General features: G+C 37.2%; 19 protein-coding genes. 15 read left to right on the forward strand and 4 right to left on the reverse strand.

What is annotated here, in order from left to right; genetic code table 11:
* Positions 1-16 precede the first annotated feature (16 nt).
* From CVS84_RS06510 to moaC, 3 genes are read right to left on the reverse strand one after another with little or no spacing between them, the layout of a single operon-like run.
* Entirely contained in the window at positions 17-1,255 is a 1,239-nt protein-coding gene (locus CVS84_RS06510) for a hypothetical protein (protein ID WP_107691623.1), read from the reverse strand.
* Positions 1,256-1,265: 10 nt separating this feature from the next.
* Complete coding sequence (locus tag CVS84_RS06515) at positions 1,266-1,532, reverse strand: DUF493 domain-containing protein (protein WP_021091143.1); 267 nt, start codon at positions 1,530-1,532, stop codon at positions 1,266-1,268.
* A complete protein-coding gene (moaC, locus tag CVS84_RS06520; RefSeq protein WP_181000622.1) occupies positions 1,507-1,983 on the reverse strand; it encodes a cyclic pyranopterin monophosphate synthase MoaC in 477 nt (158 codons plus the stop codon). The genes CVS84_RS06515 and moaC overlap by 26 nt, the downstream gene beginning before the upstream one ends.
* Positions 1,984-2,399: 416 nt before the next feature.
* Here moaC and CVS84_RS06525 point away from each other — a divergent pair, with 416 nt between their 5' ends.
* The 15 genes from CVS84_RS06525 (at position 2,400) to CVS84_RS06590 (ending at position 16,705) form a co-directional block, all read left to right on the forward strand.
* Positions 2,400-3,218, forward strand: coding sequence for an ATP-dependent protease (locus CVS84_RS06525; RefSeq protein ID WP_107691624.1), 819 nt, complete (start codon positions 2,400-2,402; stop codon positions 3,216-3,218).
* Positions 3,219-3,230: 12 nt separating this feature from the next.
* On the forward strand, positions 3,231-5,819 hold the full coding sequence (gene nosZ / locus CVS84_RS06530; RefSeq protein ID WP_107691625.1) for a Sec-dependent nitrous-oxide reductase: 2,589 nt from the start codon (positions 3,231-3,233) through the stop codon (positions 5,817-5,819).
* 83 nt (positions 5,820-5,902) lie between these two features.
* Entirely contained in the window at positions 5,903-6,658 is a 756-nt protein-coding gene (locus tag CVS84_RS06535; RefSeq protein ID WP_107691626.1) for a cytochrome C, read from the forward strand.
* Entirely contained in the window at positions 6,651-7,907 is a 1,257-nt protein-coding gene (locus CVS84_RS06540; protein ID WP_107691627.1) for a nitrous oxide reductase family maturation protein NosD, read from the forward strand. Before CVS84_RS06535 ends, CVS84_RS06540 begins: the two co-directional genes overlap by 8 nt.
* Positions 7,900-8,577: a 4Fe-4S dicluster domain-containing protein gene (locus CVS84_RS06545; RefSeq protein WP_107691628.1), complete on the forward strand. Its 678-nt coding sequence runs from the start codon at positions 7,900-7,902 to the stop codon at positions 8,575-8,577. The genes CVS84_RS06540 and CVS84_RS06545 overlap by 8 nt, the downstream gene beginning before the upstream one ends.
* Positions 8,574-9,122 carry a c-type cytochrome gene (locus tag CVS84_RS06550; RefSeq protein ID WP_084109872.1) on the forward strand — a complete coding sequence of 183 codons (549 nt, stop codon included), beginning with the start codon at positions 8,574-8,576 and terminating at the stop codon, positions 9,120-9,122. Before CVS84_RS06545 ends, CVS84_RS06550 begins: the two co-directional genes overlap by 4 nt.
* Positions 9,122-9,583 carry a c-type cytochrome gene (locus CVS84_RS06555; RefSeq protein ID WP_107691629.1) on the forward strand — a complete coding sequence of 154 codons (462 nt, stop codon included), beginning with the start codon at positions 9,122-9,124 and terminating at the stop codon, positions 9,581-9,583. The genes CVS84_RS06550 and CVS84_RS06555 overlap by 1 nt, the downstream gene beginning before the upstream one ends.
* Positions 9,584-9,585: 2 nt before the next feature.
* Positions 9,586-10,485 (forward strand): NapH/MauN family ferredoxin-type protein, encoded by a 900-nt coding sequence (locus CVS84_RS06560; protein ID WP_103624673.1) that lies wholly within the window; start codon positions 9,586-9,588, stop codon positions 10,483-10,485.
* Between the two features lie 9 nt (positions 10,486-10,494).
* Positions 10,495-11,148, forward strand: coding sequence for an ABC transporter ATP-binding protein (locus tag CVS84_RS06565; protein ID WP_107691630.1), 654 nt, complete (start codon positions 10,495-10,497; stop codon positions 11,146-11,148).
* Positions 11,141-11,968 (forward strand): ABC transporter permease, encoded by an 828-nt coding sequence (locus CVS84_RS06570; protein WP_107691631.1) that lies wholly within the window; start codon positions 11,141-11,143, stop codon positions 11,966-11,968. Before CVS84_RS06565 ends, CVS84_RS06570 begins: the two co-directional genes overlap by 8 nt.
* A 135-nt stretch (positions 11,969-12,103) precedes the next feature.
* On the forward strand, positions 12,104-12,511 hold the full coding sequence (locus tag CVS84_RS06575; protein WP_107691632.1) for a tetratricopeptide repeat protein: 408 nt from the start codon (positions 12,104-12,106) through the stop codon (positions 12,509-12,511).
* 398 nt (positions 12,512-12,909) lie between these two features.
* Positions 12,910-13,068, forward strand: a complete 159-nt coding sequence (locus CVS84_RS09730; RefSeq protein WP_265094315.1) for a PepSY domain-containing protein — start codon at positions 12,910-12,912, stop codon at positions 13,066-13,068.
* A 77-nt stretch (positions 13,069-13,145) separates the two neighbouring features.
* Positions 13,146-13,913 (forward strand): PepSY-associated TM helix domain-containing protein, encoded by a 768-nt coding sequence (locus tag CVS84_RS06580; protein ID WP_265094316.1) that lies wholly within the window; start codon positions 13,146-13,148, stop codon positions 13,911-13,913.
* Between the two features lie 75 nt (positions 13,914-13,988).
* Positions 13,989-16,097 (forward strand): TonB-dependent siderophore receptor, encoded by a 2,109-nt coding sequence (locus CVS84_RS06585; protein WP_107691633.1) that lies wholly within the window; start codon positions 13,989-13,991, stop codon positions 16,095-16,097.
* A gap of 95 nt (positions 16,098-16,192) precedes the next feature.
* A complete protein-coding gene (locus tag CVS84_RS06590) occupies positions 16,193-16,705 on the forward strand; it encodes a chemotaxis protein (protein ID WP_107691634.1) in 513 nt (170 codons plus the stop codon).
* A 209-nt stretch (positions 16,706-16,914) separates the two neighbouring features.
* On the opposite strand, the gene CVS84_RS06595 is transcribed toward CVS84_RS06590, so the two are convergent.
* Positions 16,915-18,276, reverse strand: a complete 1,362-nt coding sequence (locus tag CVS84_RS06595; protein WP_234411912.1) for a Na+/H+ antiporter — start codon at positions 18,274-18,276, stop codon at positions 16,915-16,917.
* Positions 18,277-18,305 lie beyond the last annotated feature (29 nt).

Raw genomic sequence — 18,305 nt, forward strand, 5'->3', positions numbered from 1 at the left:
AGATAAGCTTGATAATTTAATCCTCTTTTTTATCTTTTTTAATAACATTTAACAGATCTTTTGCAGCTTGATAAGCTCTATCTCCAAATTTCTTGGCTTCTGATTTGATGTCTATTTGCTTAATGTCTTCAAATTTTTCATTGGCTTTTTTCTCAAGATTGGCGATCTCTTGTTTGATCTCTTCGATTTTATCGTTTGTATCAAAATTTAGCTTTAGCTTTTTGCTCTTGTCATTTAGCTCTTGTTTTAGGGCTTCAAATTTATTATTTGCCTCACTCATAAGCTTTGCCATGCCGTTTGACTTTAACTCTTCTATCCTTGAAATTATCTGCTCTCTTGCTTGATCGCTAATGCGTTTAAATTTTGCTAGATTTGTATCTAGCTCGCTATTTATCACATTTTCGATCTCATTTCTTGCTACACCTTCAAATTCTTTTTCAAGTTCCCTAAGCAAGGCTATAAATTCTTCATCAATATTTTTTAAGTTTAGTAGTTGTGAGTTTAGCCTAAGCTCATCTGGAGCAAATTTCGCCTCATCTTTAAGTTTTTCTATGGCTCTTAAAATGCCATCTCTTGTGCCACTTATTGCTCCACTTATCAACTCTTTTGCAAAAATATGACCCTCATCTGCTAAATTTGCCGCTGCTATGATGATGTTTTTTGAAATTTCAAGTATCCGCTCTTTGCTAAACTCTCCTCCAATTATCGCAACATAGGTCATATTTTTAGCTATCGCACCAGCTGTTTCCTCGACATCTTTTGCGCCTTCAAGAGTTGTCAAAAATGCGATTTGAGCGCTCTCTTTTAAGATACCAAGAAGCCTTGTTTCTCTAATGATCGCATTATTTAAAAGCTCTAAAATTTCCTCTTTTTCACTAAAATTTCTATCTTTTACGACCTCTTCAGCTGCTTCAAATGAAATTTTGAGCCTATTTTTTATCTCCTCACGTTTTGCTTCTATTGCACGACTTAGCTCATCTTTTTTATCAAGAAGCTCGTAAAGTGCCTTTTCCTCAGTACCGACAATGGCTTGATTTATTCCTTCCATGGCACTTTTTAGATTTTTTGCATTTATGAGATCTTCTTTGTTCATTTTGTCATAAAGTTCGTTCATTTTAGCCTTTAAAATTTCTGGCAAAGCATTTATATCTTTGTTTGCAGCATCTTGAAAGAAGTTATTGCAAAGAGCTTTTATACTTATTAATAAGCTATCGCTGCTTTTATAATCATGTAAATTTTGTTCTAAATTGTTCATATCTTTTACCTTATAAAACGTATTTTGCTTCGTGTTTTAGTGCTGAAAATATCTCTAGCCTCTCTTCTTCGCTTAAAACAAGTACGGCTAAGTCATAGCTAGCGTACTTTTTATCTTTGCTAAATTTTGAAAAGACTAGCTTAAATTCTCTATCTTTTACTATCTCTTTTACCTTTTCTTCTACATTGACATCTGCATCAAATATTATTTTGTATTCCCAATGCGTTGGGTAATCAATTTTTGCCTTTTTGTTATTTAGATCGCATATACTCGCCACTTTTTCCTCCTGTTTTACTCTCTAGCACGATGTTATCTATCTGCATGCTTTTATCTATAGCTTTTACCATATCATAAATGGTTAAAAGCCCCACGCTAACGCCAGTTAATGCCTCCATCTCAACACCTGTTTTGCCCTCTATTTTTACGCTCACATAAAGCTTAAAAGCACAAATTTCAGATAGCTCTTCGATATCACAATCTACACCTAAAATAGCTAGTGGATGGCACATCGGGATTAGCTCACTTGTCTTTTTTGCACCCATTATCGCAGCAACGACAGCTGTTTGGATGACTGGGCCTTTCTTGCCAGTATTTTCTTTTATCGCTCTAAAGGCCTCTTTGCTCATCTTGATGATCCCGCTAGCAGTTGCTACTCTTTTAGTTGGATCTTTTGGGCTTACATCGACCATTTTTGGACGATCTTTCTCATCTAAATGCGTTAGCATTATCTCTCCTTTTTTGGCGGATTATAGCCTATTTAAACAAATTTAAATTACCAATGGCTTTAAGCTAAAAATATATCAAATGTATAAAATTTAGCTTTTTACTTAAATACTAAAGATTTCTCATTGCTTAATATAATTATCTAATTTAAATAATTTTCTTAAGAAATAATTCAAATTTAAATTATTATACAAATTAGCACTAAAAATAAGTGATTCAATAGATAATAAATTTTATTAAAACTATATTAGTATTGATTAAATCATAATGTCTATATAATGTAAATAATAAAATTTAAAAAAATTTATTGATATTTTTCTTTAAAAGCTTAAAAAAATAAATTAATCGCTAATTTGCTTTTAAGAGTTAAGTATGTATAGTTTTTTTACTTATTAAATTTATGATGAAAGTGCCTTGGATTATGAGATTTCTGCTTTGTATAAGTTTGTTTTTAATAACAGCTTTTGCCCAGCAATTAGGCTGCTTTATTAATGAAAGCAACCAAAGCATCGTTTTTATAAAAGATGGGCAGATTAAAAATTTGGATCTAAAAGAGACGATTTATAAAAATCAAGAGTGCGGAAATGATGGAGAATTCTTTTATATCGCAAATTTAAATAATGAGATTATCGAGGTGGCAAATGAGAGAAATTTTTTATTTGCCATGCCAAATGTCGGCTGTAAAATTTCGCAAATTATGGCAATTAAAAATAAAATTTACGTAGCTTGCGATATGGCAAATGAGGTCAGCATAGGCGTTTTTGATAAAAATCTAAATAAACTTTTAACTAAAAATTATAAAGATGTTTATAAAATTTCAAGCCTTTTGCCAATTGATGATGAGCTATTTTTTACGAGCTTTAATGGCAAAGCATTTTTGCTTGATAAAGAGCTTAATTTAAAAGAGAAAAAGCGTATTGGTTTTGCTCCACTTAGTGCCTGTAAATTTAAGGGGAATGATATTTTGCTTGGCTTTAGAGATGGAGAAATTTTAGATTTTAAAACTGGAATCAAAAAGCAAGTTTTAAAATCTAAAATTTCAGCTCTTGCGTGTATGGAGGATGAAATTTTTATAGGCGATGGGGATGGAGTAGTCTATAAATTTGACAAAGATCTTAAGTTAAAAGGACAAAAGGCTCTTTTTGGCAATGAGATAAAAAGAATTTTTATAGATAAAGGCGTCCTAAATGGCGTAAATTTAGACAATGAGATAAAGAGTTTAGAGATAAATTCATTTTAAAAAGGAGAGTAAATGCAAAAGTTATTTTGTGTCGCAAGTGCTGCGTTGCTTGGGCTATCTTTAACTACTGCTTGTGCTGCTAGTAGTGACCTTGAAAAAGTCATGAAAGAGCGTGGGCTAAGCGAAAAAGATGTCCTTGCAGCTGCTAAAACTTATCAGCCTAGCGGTAAAAAAGATGATTTCATCGTCTTTTCATCTGGCGGGCAAAGCGGTCAAGTGCTAGTTTATGGCGTTCCGTCGATGAGAATTTATAAATACATCGGCGTTTTCACACCAGAGCCTTGGCAAGGATATGGCTATGACAATGAGTCAAAAGCTGTTTTGAAACAAGGCAACATCAGGGGTAAAGAGATAACATGGGGCGATACACACCACCCAAATTTCACTGAGAAAAATGGTGAGTATGTTGGTGATTATCTATTTATCAACGATAAGGCTAACCCAAGAATCGCAGTTATAAATTTGCATGACTTTGAGACAACTCAAATCGTTGTAAACCCTATCATGAAGAGTGAGCACGGCGGTAGCTTCATCACTCCAAATAGCGAGTATGTTATCGAAGCTAGCCAATATGCAGCTCCACTTGATAACAACTATCACTCAATAGACGACTATGAAGCAGTCTATAGAGGCGCTGTAACATTTTGGAAATTTGACTATCCAAAAGGTAAGATCGATGAGAAAGAGTCATTTTCTCTTGAGCTTCCTCCATACTGGCAAGATCTAAGTGATGCTGGTAAAGGCGAAAGCTACGGCTGGGGCTTTACAAACTCAATAAATACTGAGATGTATACTGGCGGTATCGAAAAAGGTCTTCCTCCATTTGAAGCAGGTGCAAGTAGAAATGACACTGACTTCTTGCACGTTTATAACTGGAAAATTTTAGAAAAACTTGTTCAAGACAAGAAAAACTATAAAGTTATAAATGGCCACAAGGTAGTTACAATAGACGCTGCTGTAAAAGCAGGTGCGTTATTTTTGATCCCAGAGTCAAAGAGCCCACATGGTTGTGACGTAAGCCCAGACGGTAGATATATCATTATTGGCGGTAAGCTTGATACTCACGCATCAGTTTATGACTTTAGAAAGATCAAAGAGCTAATCGATAAAAAAGAGTATGCTGGCACTGACCCATACGGAATTCCTATCTTAGATAGAGAAAAGTCAATGCACGGACAAGTCGAACTTGGCCTTGGACCACTGCATACATCATTTGACTCACAAGATGGCGTACTTTATACATCACTTTACGTTGATAGTCAAATCGTAAAATGGGACTATAAAAATTTAAAAGTGCTTGATAAGATAAATGTTCACTACAATATCGGCCACCTTGATACAATGGAAGGCAAATCAGCAAAACCAGTTGGTAAATATGCAATCGCTCTTGATAAACTTTCAATCGATCGCTTTAGCCCAGTTGGCCCACTTCATCCACAAAACCACCAGCTAATAGACATCACTGGTGCAAAAATGGATCTAATCTATGATATGCCAATACCACTTGGCGAGCCACACGATGTTGTGTCAATAGCTGCTAGCAAACTAAGCCCAGCGCTTACTTACAATATGGGCACAAACTCAAGAACAGGCGAGGCTAGCCCATATGCAACTCTAGCTGGTCAAGAAAGAGTTGAAAGAAACGGAAAAAATGTAACTGTCTATGCGACAATGATCAGAAGCCACATCAACCCAGAGCACATCGAGGTAAATAAAGGTGATAACGTAACAATTCACTTAACAAACCTAGAGCGCGCTCAAGATGAGACTCACGGATTTGGCATCGACCTTTACAACATTCACGCTTCACTTGAACCTGGCAAAACTGCTTCAGTAAATTTCGTAGCTGATATGGAAGGTGTCTTCCCATACTACTGCACCGAGTTTTGTTCAGCGCTTCACCTAGAGATGATGGGTTATTTACTTGTTAAAGATCCAAGTAAAAAATATGAATCTGCAAAAAATAACAAGCTAAAAACTCTAAGCCCAGAAGCTTTAAAAGCTGAATACGACAAAGTAATCGCAACTAATAAGGCAACTGACGATGTTATCCAAGAGGTTGTTAAATACCTAAAAGAGAAACATTATGAGAAATATCCAAAAGTAAAAGCTTTGGTTGATGACGCACTTGATCAATACGGCCACATCAAAGAGGTAAAAGCTAAAGCTGACGAAGCTTACAAAAAAGGCGACGTAAACGGCGCTATCCTTTGGGAGTACCAAGTATGGCAATACATGGTAAAAACAGCTGATGTTGGCTTAAGAGCCAAAAATAACCTAGCTAAAGAGATCGCAACTCCGATGAGTCCAGCTGCTGCAAAAGGTGAAGAGGCTTATCTAAAAGGTGGTTGTAATGGTTGCCACGTTATTGGTCAAGTAAGCTCAGGTCCAGACCTAACTGGTGTTTTACTAAGACATGAAAACGGCGAAAAATGGGTAGCAGAATTTATCAAAGATCCTGCTAAGTTCTATAATGATGACTACATTAAATCAATGATTGATTACTTTAATCTTAGAATGCCAAATCAGCATATGAGCGATGAAGAGATCAAAAATATCATCGAATACCTAAAATGGGTAGATGAAAACGCTGGTATGTAGTTTTTAAAGGGGCGTTTTGCCCCTTTTTAAATTTTAAAATTTTATTTTTAGCAGATGAAATTTTAAAATTTAAAGGAGAGATCATGAGTAAATATAAAATTTATACCATTGTTGCACTTGTCTTAATGACTGTTTGTTTTACTTTGCCTGTTCTTGGTTGGCACGGAGCAAAAGAGCGTATAGCTGATGGTGATGAACTACCATCTTATACTTACGGTATCTATAATCTTTATAGCTCATTTCAGTATAAAAATCACCTTTTATCAAAAGATGTAGCAAGCGATCTTCATAAGATGATCGAACAAAAAGCAGAGATTGGTACACCATCTTTTCCTATCTGGTACGTCTCTCTTGAAGCTCCAAATTATCCAAAATCAGCCTTTCCTGATGGAATTCCTGTATATTTTCACGTAGATGGATATAGTGGTGACGTGCATGAGATGAATACGATAAATCACTACATTGGTATGTATCCTATGGAGCATGGCGGAAATTTAGAGCGAGCGATAGCACCTTATTATTTGCTTATTTCAACGCTTTGTATGCTTGCATTTTTGTATTACAACGGCAAATTTAACTCACTTCTTATGGTTCCAACGATTATCGCGCCTGTGCTATTTATGAGCGCATTTGCAGGATGGCTTTATTGGTATGGACACAATATGCAAGAGTGGGGCGCATTTAAGATTAAACCATTTATGCCAACAGTTTTAGGCGATGGTAGCGTTGCGCAATTTACAACGCACTCTTATCCAAGTATCGGATTTTGGGTTATGGTTGCTATGAGTGTATTTTGCATACTTGCAGTATTTTCAAAGAAAAAAGAGCTAAATGCGTAAAATTTTTATTTTCGCCCTCGCTTTCTTGCCTATTTTTAGCTCTGCAAATATCCTTCAAGATGCAATAAATAACGCTAGCCCTGGCGATGTTATAAAGCTAGGGGACGGCATCTATGAAGGAAGCATAACTATAAATAAGCCGCTTAGTATAGTTGGTGAGGGCAAAAATGCTCACATAAAAGGAAATGGTAAAGGCACGGTTGTAAAGATTATTGCCTCAAATGTTACGCTTAGAAATTTAAAGATAAGCGGTAGCGGAAATGACCTTGGTGAGCTAGATGCTGGCATTGGCTGTGATAAAGCAAACAATGTCTTGATTACGCAAAATGACTTGAGTGATGTGCTTTTTGGGGTTGATTTTAAAGAGTGTAGTAGCTCAAAGATCACTGAAAATAACATCACTTCTAAAAAGGGAGCCAGTCTTGGCTTTAGAGGTGATGCCGTTAGACTCTGGTATAGTCATGAAAATTTAATCGAAGGCAATTATATTTATGATAGCCGTGATATGGTTGCATGGTATGCAAGTCACAATAAATTTTTAAAAAATAAAGCGATTCGCGGTAGATACTCGCTTCACTTTATGTATGCAAATCAAAATTTAGTCGAAAACAATGATTTTATCGGCAATGCAGTCGGAATGTTTTTTATGTATTCGGCTGGCTCAAATATAAAAAATAATCTTGTTATGGATAGTGACGGCGCTTTTGGTATTGGTATTGGTCTAAAAGATGTTTCAAATTTTACTATCGAAAATAATACACTTATCTATAATGCGAGAGGAATTTTGCTTGATAACTCGCCGTTTCAGCCAGGCTCAACGATAAATTTCTTAGGCAATAAAATTTTACACAACGTAGTCGGCGTATATTTTCACGCTACTCAGGGGACAAGCATATTTGAAAATAATGATTTTATAGGCAATATGGATATCGTTGCAAACGATACTCCAGGTGATAAAATGGCATTAAATCGGTGGAGTAAAAATTATTATGATGAGTATGAGAGCTTTGATAGAGATAAAGATGGCTATGGTGATACGCCGTTTATACACCTATCATATGCCGATCAGCTTTGGCAGTACTATCCGAATTTGCAGTTTTTCTATGGCTCAAGTGTCTTTAGTATCTTAAATTTTTTAGCCAAACTTGCGCCATTTTCTGAGCCAGTAAAGCTACTTGAAGATAGCACGCCAAGGATAAAACCACTTGATGCTTCAAATTTTAACGCGTTAAAGGCAAAGCGTGGATAGAAGAAAATTTATAATCTTAGGCTCAGTCGCAGCTGTCACAGGATATGGCATAGGTAAAATTTTGCCAAAAAGTAGCGGCGATAAACTCTATCTTAGACCACCAGGTGCGGTTGATGACTTTGATGATCTTTGTGTCAAATGTGGTCAGTGTGTGCAGGTATGCCCTTATCACAGTATAAGTTTGCTTGATATAAAAGATGGATATTCAAATGGTACAGCATACATCGATCCTAAAAAGAGAGGTTGCTATTTATGTGATCTTTTCCCATGTGTGCTCGCCTGTCCAAGTGGTGCGTTAGATCATGCTACAAAAGTTGTTGATGATGTGAAAATGGGCGTTGCTGTCTTGAGTAATGCAAATGCCTGTATGTGCCTAAAAAGAGAAAAACTAAGCGAAGATGGCGTTGAAGATTTGCTTGTCCGCAAAGTTTATAACGATAGAGAAGAGGCAGAAAAAGATAAGATAAAAGGCAAAATCGGTCAAATTTGTGACCTTTGTGTCAGTATTTGCCCAGTTGGCGATAGTGCAATAGTAATGAGCGAAGCAAATTTACCGCTCATAAAGCATGGCTGTGTTGGGTGTGGGGTGTGTGCTGAGGTTTGCCCTGTAAAAATTATAAATATAGCCCCAAAAATGAGTTATGATGAAATTTATAAGGAGAAAGAATGAGATTAATAATGTCCTTAGTGGCTGCTGCTTTGCTATTTGTCGGCTGTGAAAAGAGCGATGACAAAGCGCAAAAAGCAGCTAGCGAGCAACCAATAAATGTAGCTACTAGTGCTAGCATAAAGGTTGAAAAAAAAGAAAATAACCAAAGCACAAATAAACAAAATGACTTCATAAAATACGATATGCACGGCGAAAAGAGCGTAAAATTTGGACTTGAAGATAATAACGTAAGCCGTCAAATCGGTGCTTTAGCAATGGTAAGAACCCCTCTTCAAACTATAAATTTAAGACTTATAAAGGGCAGACTTAGTAAAAATTTCATTACAAAATGCTCAGCTTGTCACGATGATTACGCAAATGGCATCATCGGGCCATCACTTTTAACAAAAAGTGAAAATGAAATTTATACAATGATAAATGCTTATAAAAATAAAGAAAAAGTCAATGTTTTAATGCGAGACCTTGTTAAAAAAATGGATGATAGTGAAATCAGAAATTTAGCTAAAGAAATCAGTGATTTTAATACACAATTTAGGAGCAAATAATGAAAGTAGGAAAGATTATAACCATTATTTTAGCAGTAGCAATTTGCGGTATCATGGTGTTTATGTTAAGCCAGACTCCGCCTAAAAAGGAAAAAGTAGCAACTAATGTTCAGCCAAAAGTAGAGCAAAATTTTACAAAAGAGCAGCCAAAGTCTAGTGAAGAATTTGCCAGCGAAGATGAGCTAAAAAAGGTAAAAGAGCTAAGTCTAAGTGTGGCTAAAGTGCACAATGAAGGCGTTAGCAAGCAGTATCTAACAACTTGTGCTCCGTGTCATGGTGCAAATGCAAAAGGTGTCGTAGCTCCCGATATAACACACCTAAGTAAAGAAGAGTTACTTAAAAAGCTGGCTGATTATAAAGCTGGTAAGGTACAAAACTCACTTATGAAGGGGCTACTTACAAATGTTAGTGATAGCGAGCTTGAAAGCCTTGCAGATGAAATTTCTAAATTTAAAAAGTAAAAATGGACAAATATAACACTCGTGCGACGATTAGAAATGTAAGCTTTCTAAGCACGTTAATCACAACCACAAAAGATGGTAAGAAGCGTCCTAGTATACGTTTTTGGCGCATTTTTACCATTATTTTAGTCCATCTTTTATTTGTGCTTTCATATAGGGTTGATATACAAATTTTAGAAGGCGACATCAGTGCCTCAAGGATATTTGGTTTTCACTTGGCAGATGCTTTTATGAGCCTGCAAGTCTTTTTGGCGACACATGAAATCCATGTAAATTTAATAATTGGCTCACTTAGTATCTTGGCGTTTTATATTATTTTTGGCGGTAGAGGCTTTTGCTCTTGGATCTGTCCTTATTCATTAATAAGCGAAATAGCTGAGAAGATCCATGAAAATTTGCGTGCTAAAAAGATAGTAAAACCACGAGTTTTTGACACAAAGTGGCGATATGTTTTCACCATTTTATTTTTAACTCTTAGCTTTGCTAGTGCAAGCCTTACATTTGAAATTTTTAATGTTGTTGGGATTTTTTCAAGATTTATTATCTATGGCTATTTTCATGCTATTTGGTTCGTTGTGGCTATGCTTATGGTTGAAATTTTCTTCTCACGTAGAGCTTGGTGTAGGTATGTCTGTCCTATCGGAGCGACTTACTCAGTGCTAGCTAAACCAAATGCCATAAAAGTTAGCTGGGATAAAGAGAAGTGCGATCATTGTTTGGTTTGTACCGATGTTTGTCTAGTGCCTCACGTGCTTTTTATGACAAAAAAGGGAGCAAAGCTTGACGAGAGCAAAAATATCTTTAGGATAGCTGGTGCTGATTGTACGCTTTGTGGTAGGTGTATTGATGTGTGTCATCAAGATGCACTAAAATTTGACAACGGCTTTAAAAAACTCATATAAGGAAAATTTTTGATAGATATAAAAGAAGTAACTAAAATTTTTGGCTCGCAAAGGATACTTGACAATGTTAGCCTAAATGTAAAATCTGGTGAAAAAATAGCAATACTTGGACAAAATGGAGCTGGCAAAAGCTCGCTCATGCGTATCATTTTAGGAGAATTTATCCCAAATAGCGGAAGTATCGCGATAAATGGCGTAAATACCCTAAAAGATAGAAAAGGGGCTTTGAAATTTATCTCATTTGTGCCACAAACTCCACCACCGCTTAAATTTAATCTACGTGAGCTTTGTGAGTTTGTTTATAAAAGCTCAAATATAAAATTTGAAGAGATTGAGAAATTTAGCAAGCTTTTAGAGCTTGATCTACATGCAAATTTAAATAAGCCATTTTATAAGCTCTCTGGCGGAATGAAACAAAAGATGCTAATAGCTATCGCATTTGCTAAGGATAGTGAAATTTTGATGTTTGATGAGCCAACGGCAAATCTTGACGTGAAAGCAAGGCTTTCTTTTAAAAATTTACTTGATAACTTCACGCAAAACAAAACACTTGTTTTTATTTCACACCGTATCGATGAGATAGCAAATTTATTAGATAGATGCGTCTATATGGATCTTGGTAAGATCATCAAAGAAGAAAATTTAAGGAGCAAGAGTGAATAATCTTTTTTTAATAGCAAAGCTTGATGTAAAAGAGTCTTTTCGCTCAAGATGGTTTGTGATATATGCTGCGCTTTTTTCTGCTTTGATGATAGGGTTTTTATTTAGTGGCGTGACTGACTCACGTGTGCTCGGCTTTTCTGGGCTTACTAGAGCACTGCTTTTGTTTATTCAAATTTGTGTCATCATTGTGCCTATTTTTATTCTCATCTCAACCGTAAGAAGCATAAATCAAGATAGAGATACAAATTTGCTTGAATACATCCTTAGCTTCCCACTAAGCCTTAGAGAGTATTACTTTGGTAAGGCACTGGGTCGTACATTTGTTGTTTTTGTACCACTTTTGTTTGCTCTTTTGCTTTGTGTTATTGTTGGTTTTATAAAAGGTGTTGCGATACCTTGGGGTGTATTAACACTTTATTTTGGGCTACTTTTTAGCTTAAGCATCATTTTTTTATCGCTTGGATTTTTTATCTCAAGCGTGATTAAAAATCAAGAGACAGGCCAAGGCGTGGCGTTTTTACTTTGGCTTATAATGCTTGCGTTCATTGATCTAGCATTAATTGGACTTCTTATGCGAAGCTCGGTTGATGAGTACGTTATTTACGCTATTGCTATACTAAATCCGATAGAACTTTTCAGGATAGCAGCACTTAGTCTTTTTGATCCAAATTTAGCAGTTATCGGTACTGCGTCTTATTTTATTTTAAGCACCTTTCCAAAAGCGACATTTGTAGCTTATGCGATTATCTATCCGCTCTTATTAGGCATTATTTTGCTAGTTTGTGGCTATTTTGCCTTTAGTAAAAAAGATTTGGTTTGAGATTGTTTTTTGTTAAAGAAAAGTTGGTTTTAAATTTAGACGAAACTTGTATTATTCCACTTGTCCAACAAGAAACCTCCTTTTTGTAATAGCTCCCTTTCCCCCAAAGGGAGCTAACTTCTTCCAAGGAAATTTATGAAAAAATCCATTTTATTTTTAGCATTTGCATTTCTATCTTTGAATGCAAACTGGGATATAAATATGCAAGAGTGTATTAATAAAAGTAACGCTAAAGCTTGCGAGAGCTTTACAAAAAAGCTTTCAAATGAGTGTGAAAATAAAGATAAAATTTCTTGCTTTATCTATGCAGATATGCTAGGACGCGGCCTTGGCGTAGAAAAAGATACGCAAAAATCTTTTGAGATATTTAAATCGCTTTGTGATGACGGTAGTAGTGAGGCTTGCTATGAGCTAGCGACAAAGTATCTTCAAGGAAATGGCACTGAGCAAAGCTTTGATCTTTCTGCAAATGCTCTTGATAAAGCCTGCAAGATGGGTAGCAAGCGAGCTTGCAACGTATTAGAGCTTGTGCCTAAAAATTAGCTATTTTAATTTTGTACTTGCACTAATTAAAAGAAATTTCTTAAATATAGCTTCTTTAAAGTTAAATTTACTTTAGTATTACTTGGAATTTCTTTTTTATTAACTAAAAATTTTATTAAAATTTATGCTTAAATAATACTATTTCATCGTCCTAAATGGACCCTCCTTTTTGTAACTGATAAGTCTTTGCTTCCCCCTTTTCTGGCTTTTCGTATACACAAAGAGGAGTTGTTTATTCTTTTGAAAATCAAATCTATTTATTTTTTTTAATTTACATTCTATAAAAATTTTTCTTTTTTAAATTATAATTGATAATAGTTTTAAATATTATCAAAGTAAATTTTATATAAGATTGCGAGCCGTTATCAAAACCTACTATTAAAAGGCTTTAAAACAAAGTGAAATTTCTAAATCAAAAATTTTTTTATAAATTGCACACCTATTTATCTCTTTTATTTTTCATTCCACTTGTAGTAGTTTGTTTTAGCGGTGCGATCCTCGTTTATAAAGATGAGCTAAACAGCCTTCTTGCTCCAAATGTCATAAATATAAATTAAACAAAGAAAAGTTAAGCAAAAGGATCAGCTTTGATGAGCAAAGAGAGATCATCGCAAGCGAGCTTGGCGGCTACGAGATGGTCGGCATCAACATCGATGCAAACCTTAAAAAATGCGACAAAATTTGGTTAATCGAGCACAATGATAGTCAAAAAGAGTGGAGATTTATCTATTTTGACGCTTTTAGCGGTAAGATAAAGAGCGAGCTACTCGCACATGATGAGGGATTTTTTGGAGTTTTAACAAAGCTTCATGAGTCGCTATTTCTAGGAAAGAGCGGTCACGTTATCCTTACTTTAACCGCTATTTTCACGTTTTTTATCTGCATAAGTGGTTTTGTGATTTATAGAAAATTTTGGCTGACACTACTTAGGCTTCGTGTAAATAGGCTAAATGTTTTTATGAGCGACATTCATAAAATGATAGGAATTTTTTCTACGCCTATTTTACTACTCATTTGCATAAGTGGTGTTTGGTGGGAATTTCAAATGGCACGCATGCCAGAGTTTAAAAATGACTTCGTTATAGATGCAAAAATTTATAACAAAAGCCTATCTCTTGACGAGCTGGTGACCCGCTCAAAAAATGATCTTGCTGGCTTTGAGCCACACTTCATCTCACTGCCTTTTATGCAAGGAGCAAACATACGCCTTTTTGGCTATGTAAAAGATCAAAATTTCTTGCATAACGAATATTCAAGCATATTAACTTACGATAAAAATAGCGGCGAATTAGTAAGCATTTTGGACATAAAAAATGCAAATCTAAGCGAAGAAATTCTCTCAGCATTTAGAAAATCGCACTTTGGTAACTACAACCAAATCACAAAATTTATCTGGTTTTAGTCGGCATTTCACCGCTTATTTTGAGCATTTCAGGGCTTTATTTGTGGATTAAAAGAAATTTTAAAAGGAGAAAAAATGAAAAAAATTTTAATTAGTTTGGTTGCATTAAATTTGATGCAACCTCAAATTTTTGCTAGCCAAAGCGATAAAATTTTAGAAGTAATTGATGTCGTAGAAAGCGAGCGAAGAGACGATGCGAACTACTTTGCAAAAGAGCTTGTAAAGAGTACAACTAGGCCAAATTTGACCTCTCGTCAAACGCCCCAGTCGCTAACTGTGCTAACAGAGGCTAGGCTAAAAGATCAAGGCATCAAGGACTATCAAGTGCTTCTTAGAAATATCCCAGGCGTCACGCTAAACAAATGGGACGAGCGCGTATATCCAACAGCTCGTGGCTTTGCGATAGATTATTACTTGCTTGATTCGATGCCTAGCTTTGGTGGCTTTAGCCTTGGTGCAAACGATATGAGCTTGCTACCTTATGAAAGAGTTGAGGTGGTAAAGGGAGCAAATGGCCTATTTGCAGGTGCTGGCAACCCAGCTGCTAGCTTAAATTTCATAAGAAAAAGGGCGGACTCAAAGGAGCTAAAAGGGAATTTTGGTGTAAGTGCTGGCTCATACGATAGATATGGCGTAAATGGTGATGTACAAACGCCGGTAAATGAGAGCGGAAGCGTCAGAGCGAGGCTTTCATTTATGCATGAGAAGTCGCACTCTTATATGGATTATTACAACCGCAAAAATAGCGCAATTTATGGCGTCGTAGATAGCGATATAGGCGATAGCTCATGGCTTAGTCTTGGTGCGTTTTATCAAGAGCTAAAACGTCACGGCATTAGATGGGGCGGTATGCCAGCATTTTACACAGATGGCTCTAGGACAAATTTTGGCAAAAGTGAAATTTTCTCTCAGCCTTGGACAAGGTGGGATATAAAGACACTTGATTTTTACGCTGATTTTAAGCACTACTTTGAAAATGAAGCCAGCCTAAATCTCTCCTACTCCTTCCGCCGCGCAAATACGGATACTAATTTGCTCTACTACGGCGGCAAGGTAAATTTAGACGACACAGGCGATATCGGCGGACTTAGCGCCTACGCAAACAAACGCGAAGAAAATATTCACAACGTAGACGCATACGTAAACCTACCTTACGAAGCGTTTAGCTTGCCTCACGAGGCAGTTTTCGGCGCGATGTATAACAACTACCAAAACAGCTCCGATAAAGTAAGTAGCTACTGGCTGCAAAAGACCACGCCAGCTGGGCTTGCTTATACAGCTAGAAGCAGGATAGACTTTAAAAATTTACACCTTGATGATCCAAAATTCCCTTACGAAGATCAAAACAATAAAGACAAAACGATACAAAAGGCGTTTTACGCAGCAAATAAACTATCAATCACCGATGAGCTTAAATTTTTGCTAGGTGCCAGGGTGAGCTACTACAAATACGAGATAGAGGGCGGCAAAGACAATAGAAATTTCACAAATGAGATCACACCATATCTTGGCATCACTTACGACATCGGAGCAAACCATACTCTATATGCTAGCTACACGAGTATATTTAAGCCTCAAAACGCAAAGGATGCAAATGACAAGTATCTTGATCCGATCCAAGGCAAGGACTATGAAGTGGGTATCAAAGGCGAGTATTTTGACGGGGCGCTTCAAGCAAGTCTTGGCGTCTTTAAGATCGTGCAAGACAAGCTTGGCATAAAGACTGGCATGAAAAATCCAGCGACAAATGCCGACATATATGAAGCTGGCAAAGGCGTCACAAGCAAGGGTGTCGAGCTAGATCTAAATGGCGAGATCACTAAAAATTTAAGCCTAAGCTTTGGCGCAACGCACTTTAACGCAAAAGATGCTAATGGCGAGAAATACGCCACCGACTCATCAAGAAGCACGGCAAATTTATTTGCAAAGTATGAATTTAGAGACTTTAGAGTAGGGGCTGGAGCTATGTATAAGAGTAAAATTTACAAAGACGCAGATAAAATCACACAAAAAGGCTACACTTTGGCTAATTTAATGCTTGGTTATAAATTTGCTAAAAACTTTGACGTGCAGCTGAATATCGACAATCTATTTAATAAAAAATACTACGAGGGCATCGGCAAAAACATGATGGTTTATGGCGATCCACGCACCTTTAATCTCAGTTTTAACTATAAGTTTTAGCTAAATTTACTCTAACGCGCCAGCTAAATTTCTAGTTGGCGCCATTCATTTTTTGCATAGTAGGTGTATAATTTCAAAAAACTAAGGAATTTGCATTGCTTAAAGTGGAAGTGATCTATAAATTTTGCCTTGTTTGCGCTCTTGCGCTTGGGATATGTCTGCTTGCATTTACTGGGCTAAATTTCGCCATGGGTGATTATAATGAGTGGATGATGAGCGCGCACAAATTTGCAGGAGCTTTGATCGTTTGTGCTGTGATCTTGCACCTTTTTAACCGCAGAAGAAAGCTAGTAAAGCTCGTAAATGAGATGATCGACGTCACCACGCACCGCAAAAACCCGACCATTTGCAACATGGACCGCATCATAGCCTCGCTTGAGCCTTACAGCATCAGTGAAATTTCACGCATGCTTGGCTTTGATGAGGTCCAGTTTTGCAATAGCTTGCGAGAAAATGATGTTAAATTTAATGACGCTAGCCAGAGCTTACGTCAGATCGCACGGCTAAATGATGAGAAGATATTTTTTGTTCTCGTGCTTATCGTCGAGGCTAAATTTGGCAAGAGATTTTGCGGTGCGGTAAGTTGCAATGTCGGAAGAAAATTTTAGTGCTCGCTATGCGGCTGCCACCTCTGCTCCTCAAGGTCGATGTGATATAAAAACGTCCTAATGACCTCTTCGTCGATCTTTGGGTCTTTGTTTAGCTCACAAAGCGCCTTTCTTTGCTCCTCTAAAATTTTAAAATACCTCTGTCTTGTCTCGTCGCTGATCTCAAATTTTTTACTCTCAAGCTCGAAATTCCAAACCTCTTCAAACTTTTAAAATAAAAAATTCTCATCGCCCACAAATTTCTCTTTTTTAAATTTAAGCGAAGCCTCGGCAAGCGCCTTTTTGATCTTGATCCTTGCAAGCTCATTTGGCATATGGTCGTTAAAGTCTGGAAATTTCACACTTTTTATGAGTAGTGGCAAGCTTAAGCCCTGAACTACGAGCGTTAGCAAGATCACTACGAAGGTGATAAACAAGATAAGGTCTCTGTGCGGAAAGGGCTCGCTACCGGCCATGGCAGGGATAGAAAGTGCCGCAGCTAGCGAGACTACGCCCCTCATGCCAGCCCAGCCAACGATAAACGGCGTCGCTTTACCTGGATTGCGATCGTCCGCCACGCTGATAAAACGCTTCATAAACATCGTGATATAAACGGCTCCGTATGATGCCAAAAGCCTAATGACGATGAGCACGGCAGTGACCAAAACGCCGTAAAAGATCGCCTCAAAGAGCGAGACACCACTACGCTTTAGCCCTGCTAAAATTTCAGGCAGATCAAGGCCGATCAAGGTAAAAGCAAGGCCGTTTAGCAAGAAAATGAAGTTGCTCCAAACGGGCACCGCGTGGATCCTTGTTGAAGCGGTGAAAATTTCATTTCTTTTAGTTGAGAGATAAAGTCCGCCACAAACCACCGCCAAAACGCCGCTAGCACCTAGCTCCTCAGCCAAGATATACATGATATAAGGCGTCGTGATCGTCATTATCGTGTCGCTGTTTTCGTCAGTTGGCAAAATTTTATGTAAAAAATAAGCCACAAACGCCACCACAAGACCTGCCAAAATGCCACCAGCCACCATCCATAAAAAGGTTGTTGCCGCCTTGTACCAGACAAACTGCCCAGTCGTCACTGCAACTGCGGCGAAGCGAAAGATGATGAGCGAGGAGGCGTCATTTAAAAGGCTCTCGCCTTCTAAAATAGCGCTGATCCTGCGTGGGGCTTTGACAAATTTAAGGATAGCTGCCGTGCTCACCGCATCTGGTGGCGAGACGATGGCTCCTAGCATGAAGCCAAGGGCGAGCGAGAAGCCGGGGATCACTAAATTTGCTATCAAAGCAACCGCTGCTGCGCTTATGAAAACCACGATAAAGGCGAAACTGCCAATCACTCGGCGCCATCTATAGAGCTCTTTTAGCGAGTTTGCCCACGCAGCCTCATAAAGAAGTGGCGGCAAAAATATGATGAAAATAAGCTCGGGATCGATCTTAATGCTTGGCAAATTTGGTACAAAGCTAATGGCAAGCCCACCAAGGACCAAAAGCACAGGATAGGCGACGTTTAGGCGGTTTGAGACCATCACTAAAGCGATGATGATAGCTAGCAGTGCAAAAAATAGCAGTAAATGCTCGATCATTTTTGTCCTTTTGGGGTTTTATAAATTTG

The organism is Campylobacter concisus, from assembly GCF_003048575.1.
GTDB lineage: Bacteria > Campylobacterota > Campylobacteria > Campylobacterales > Campylobacteraceae > Campylobacter_A > Campylobacter_A concisus_U.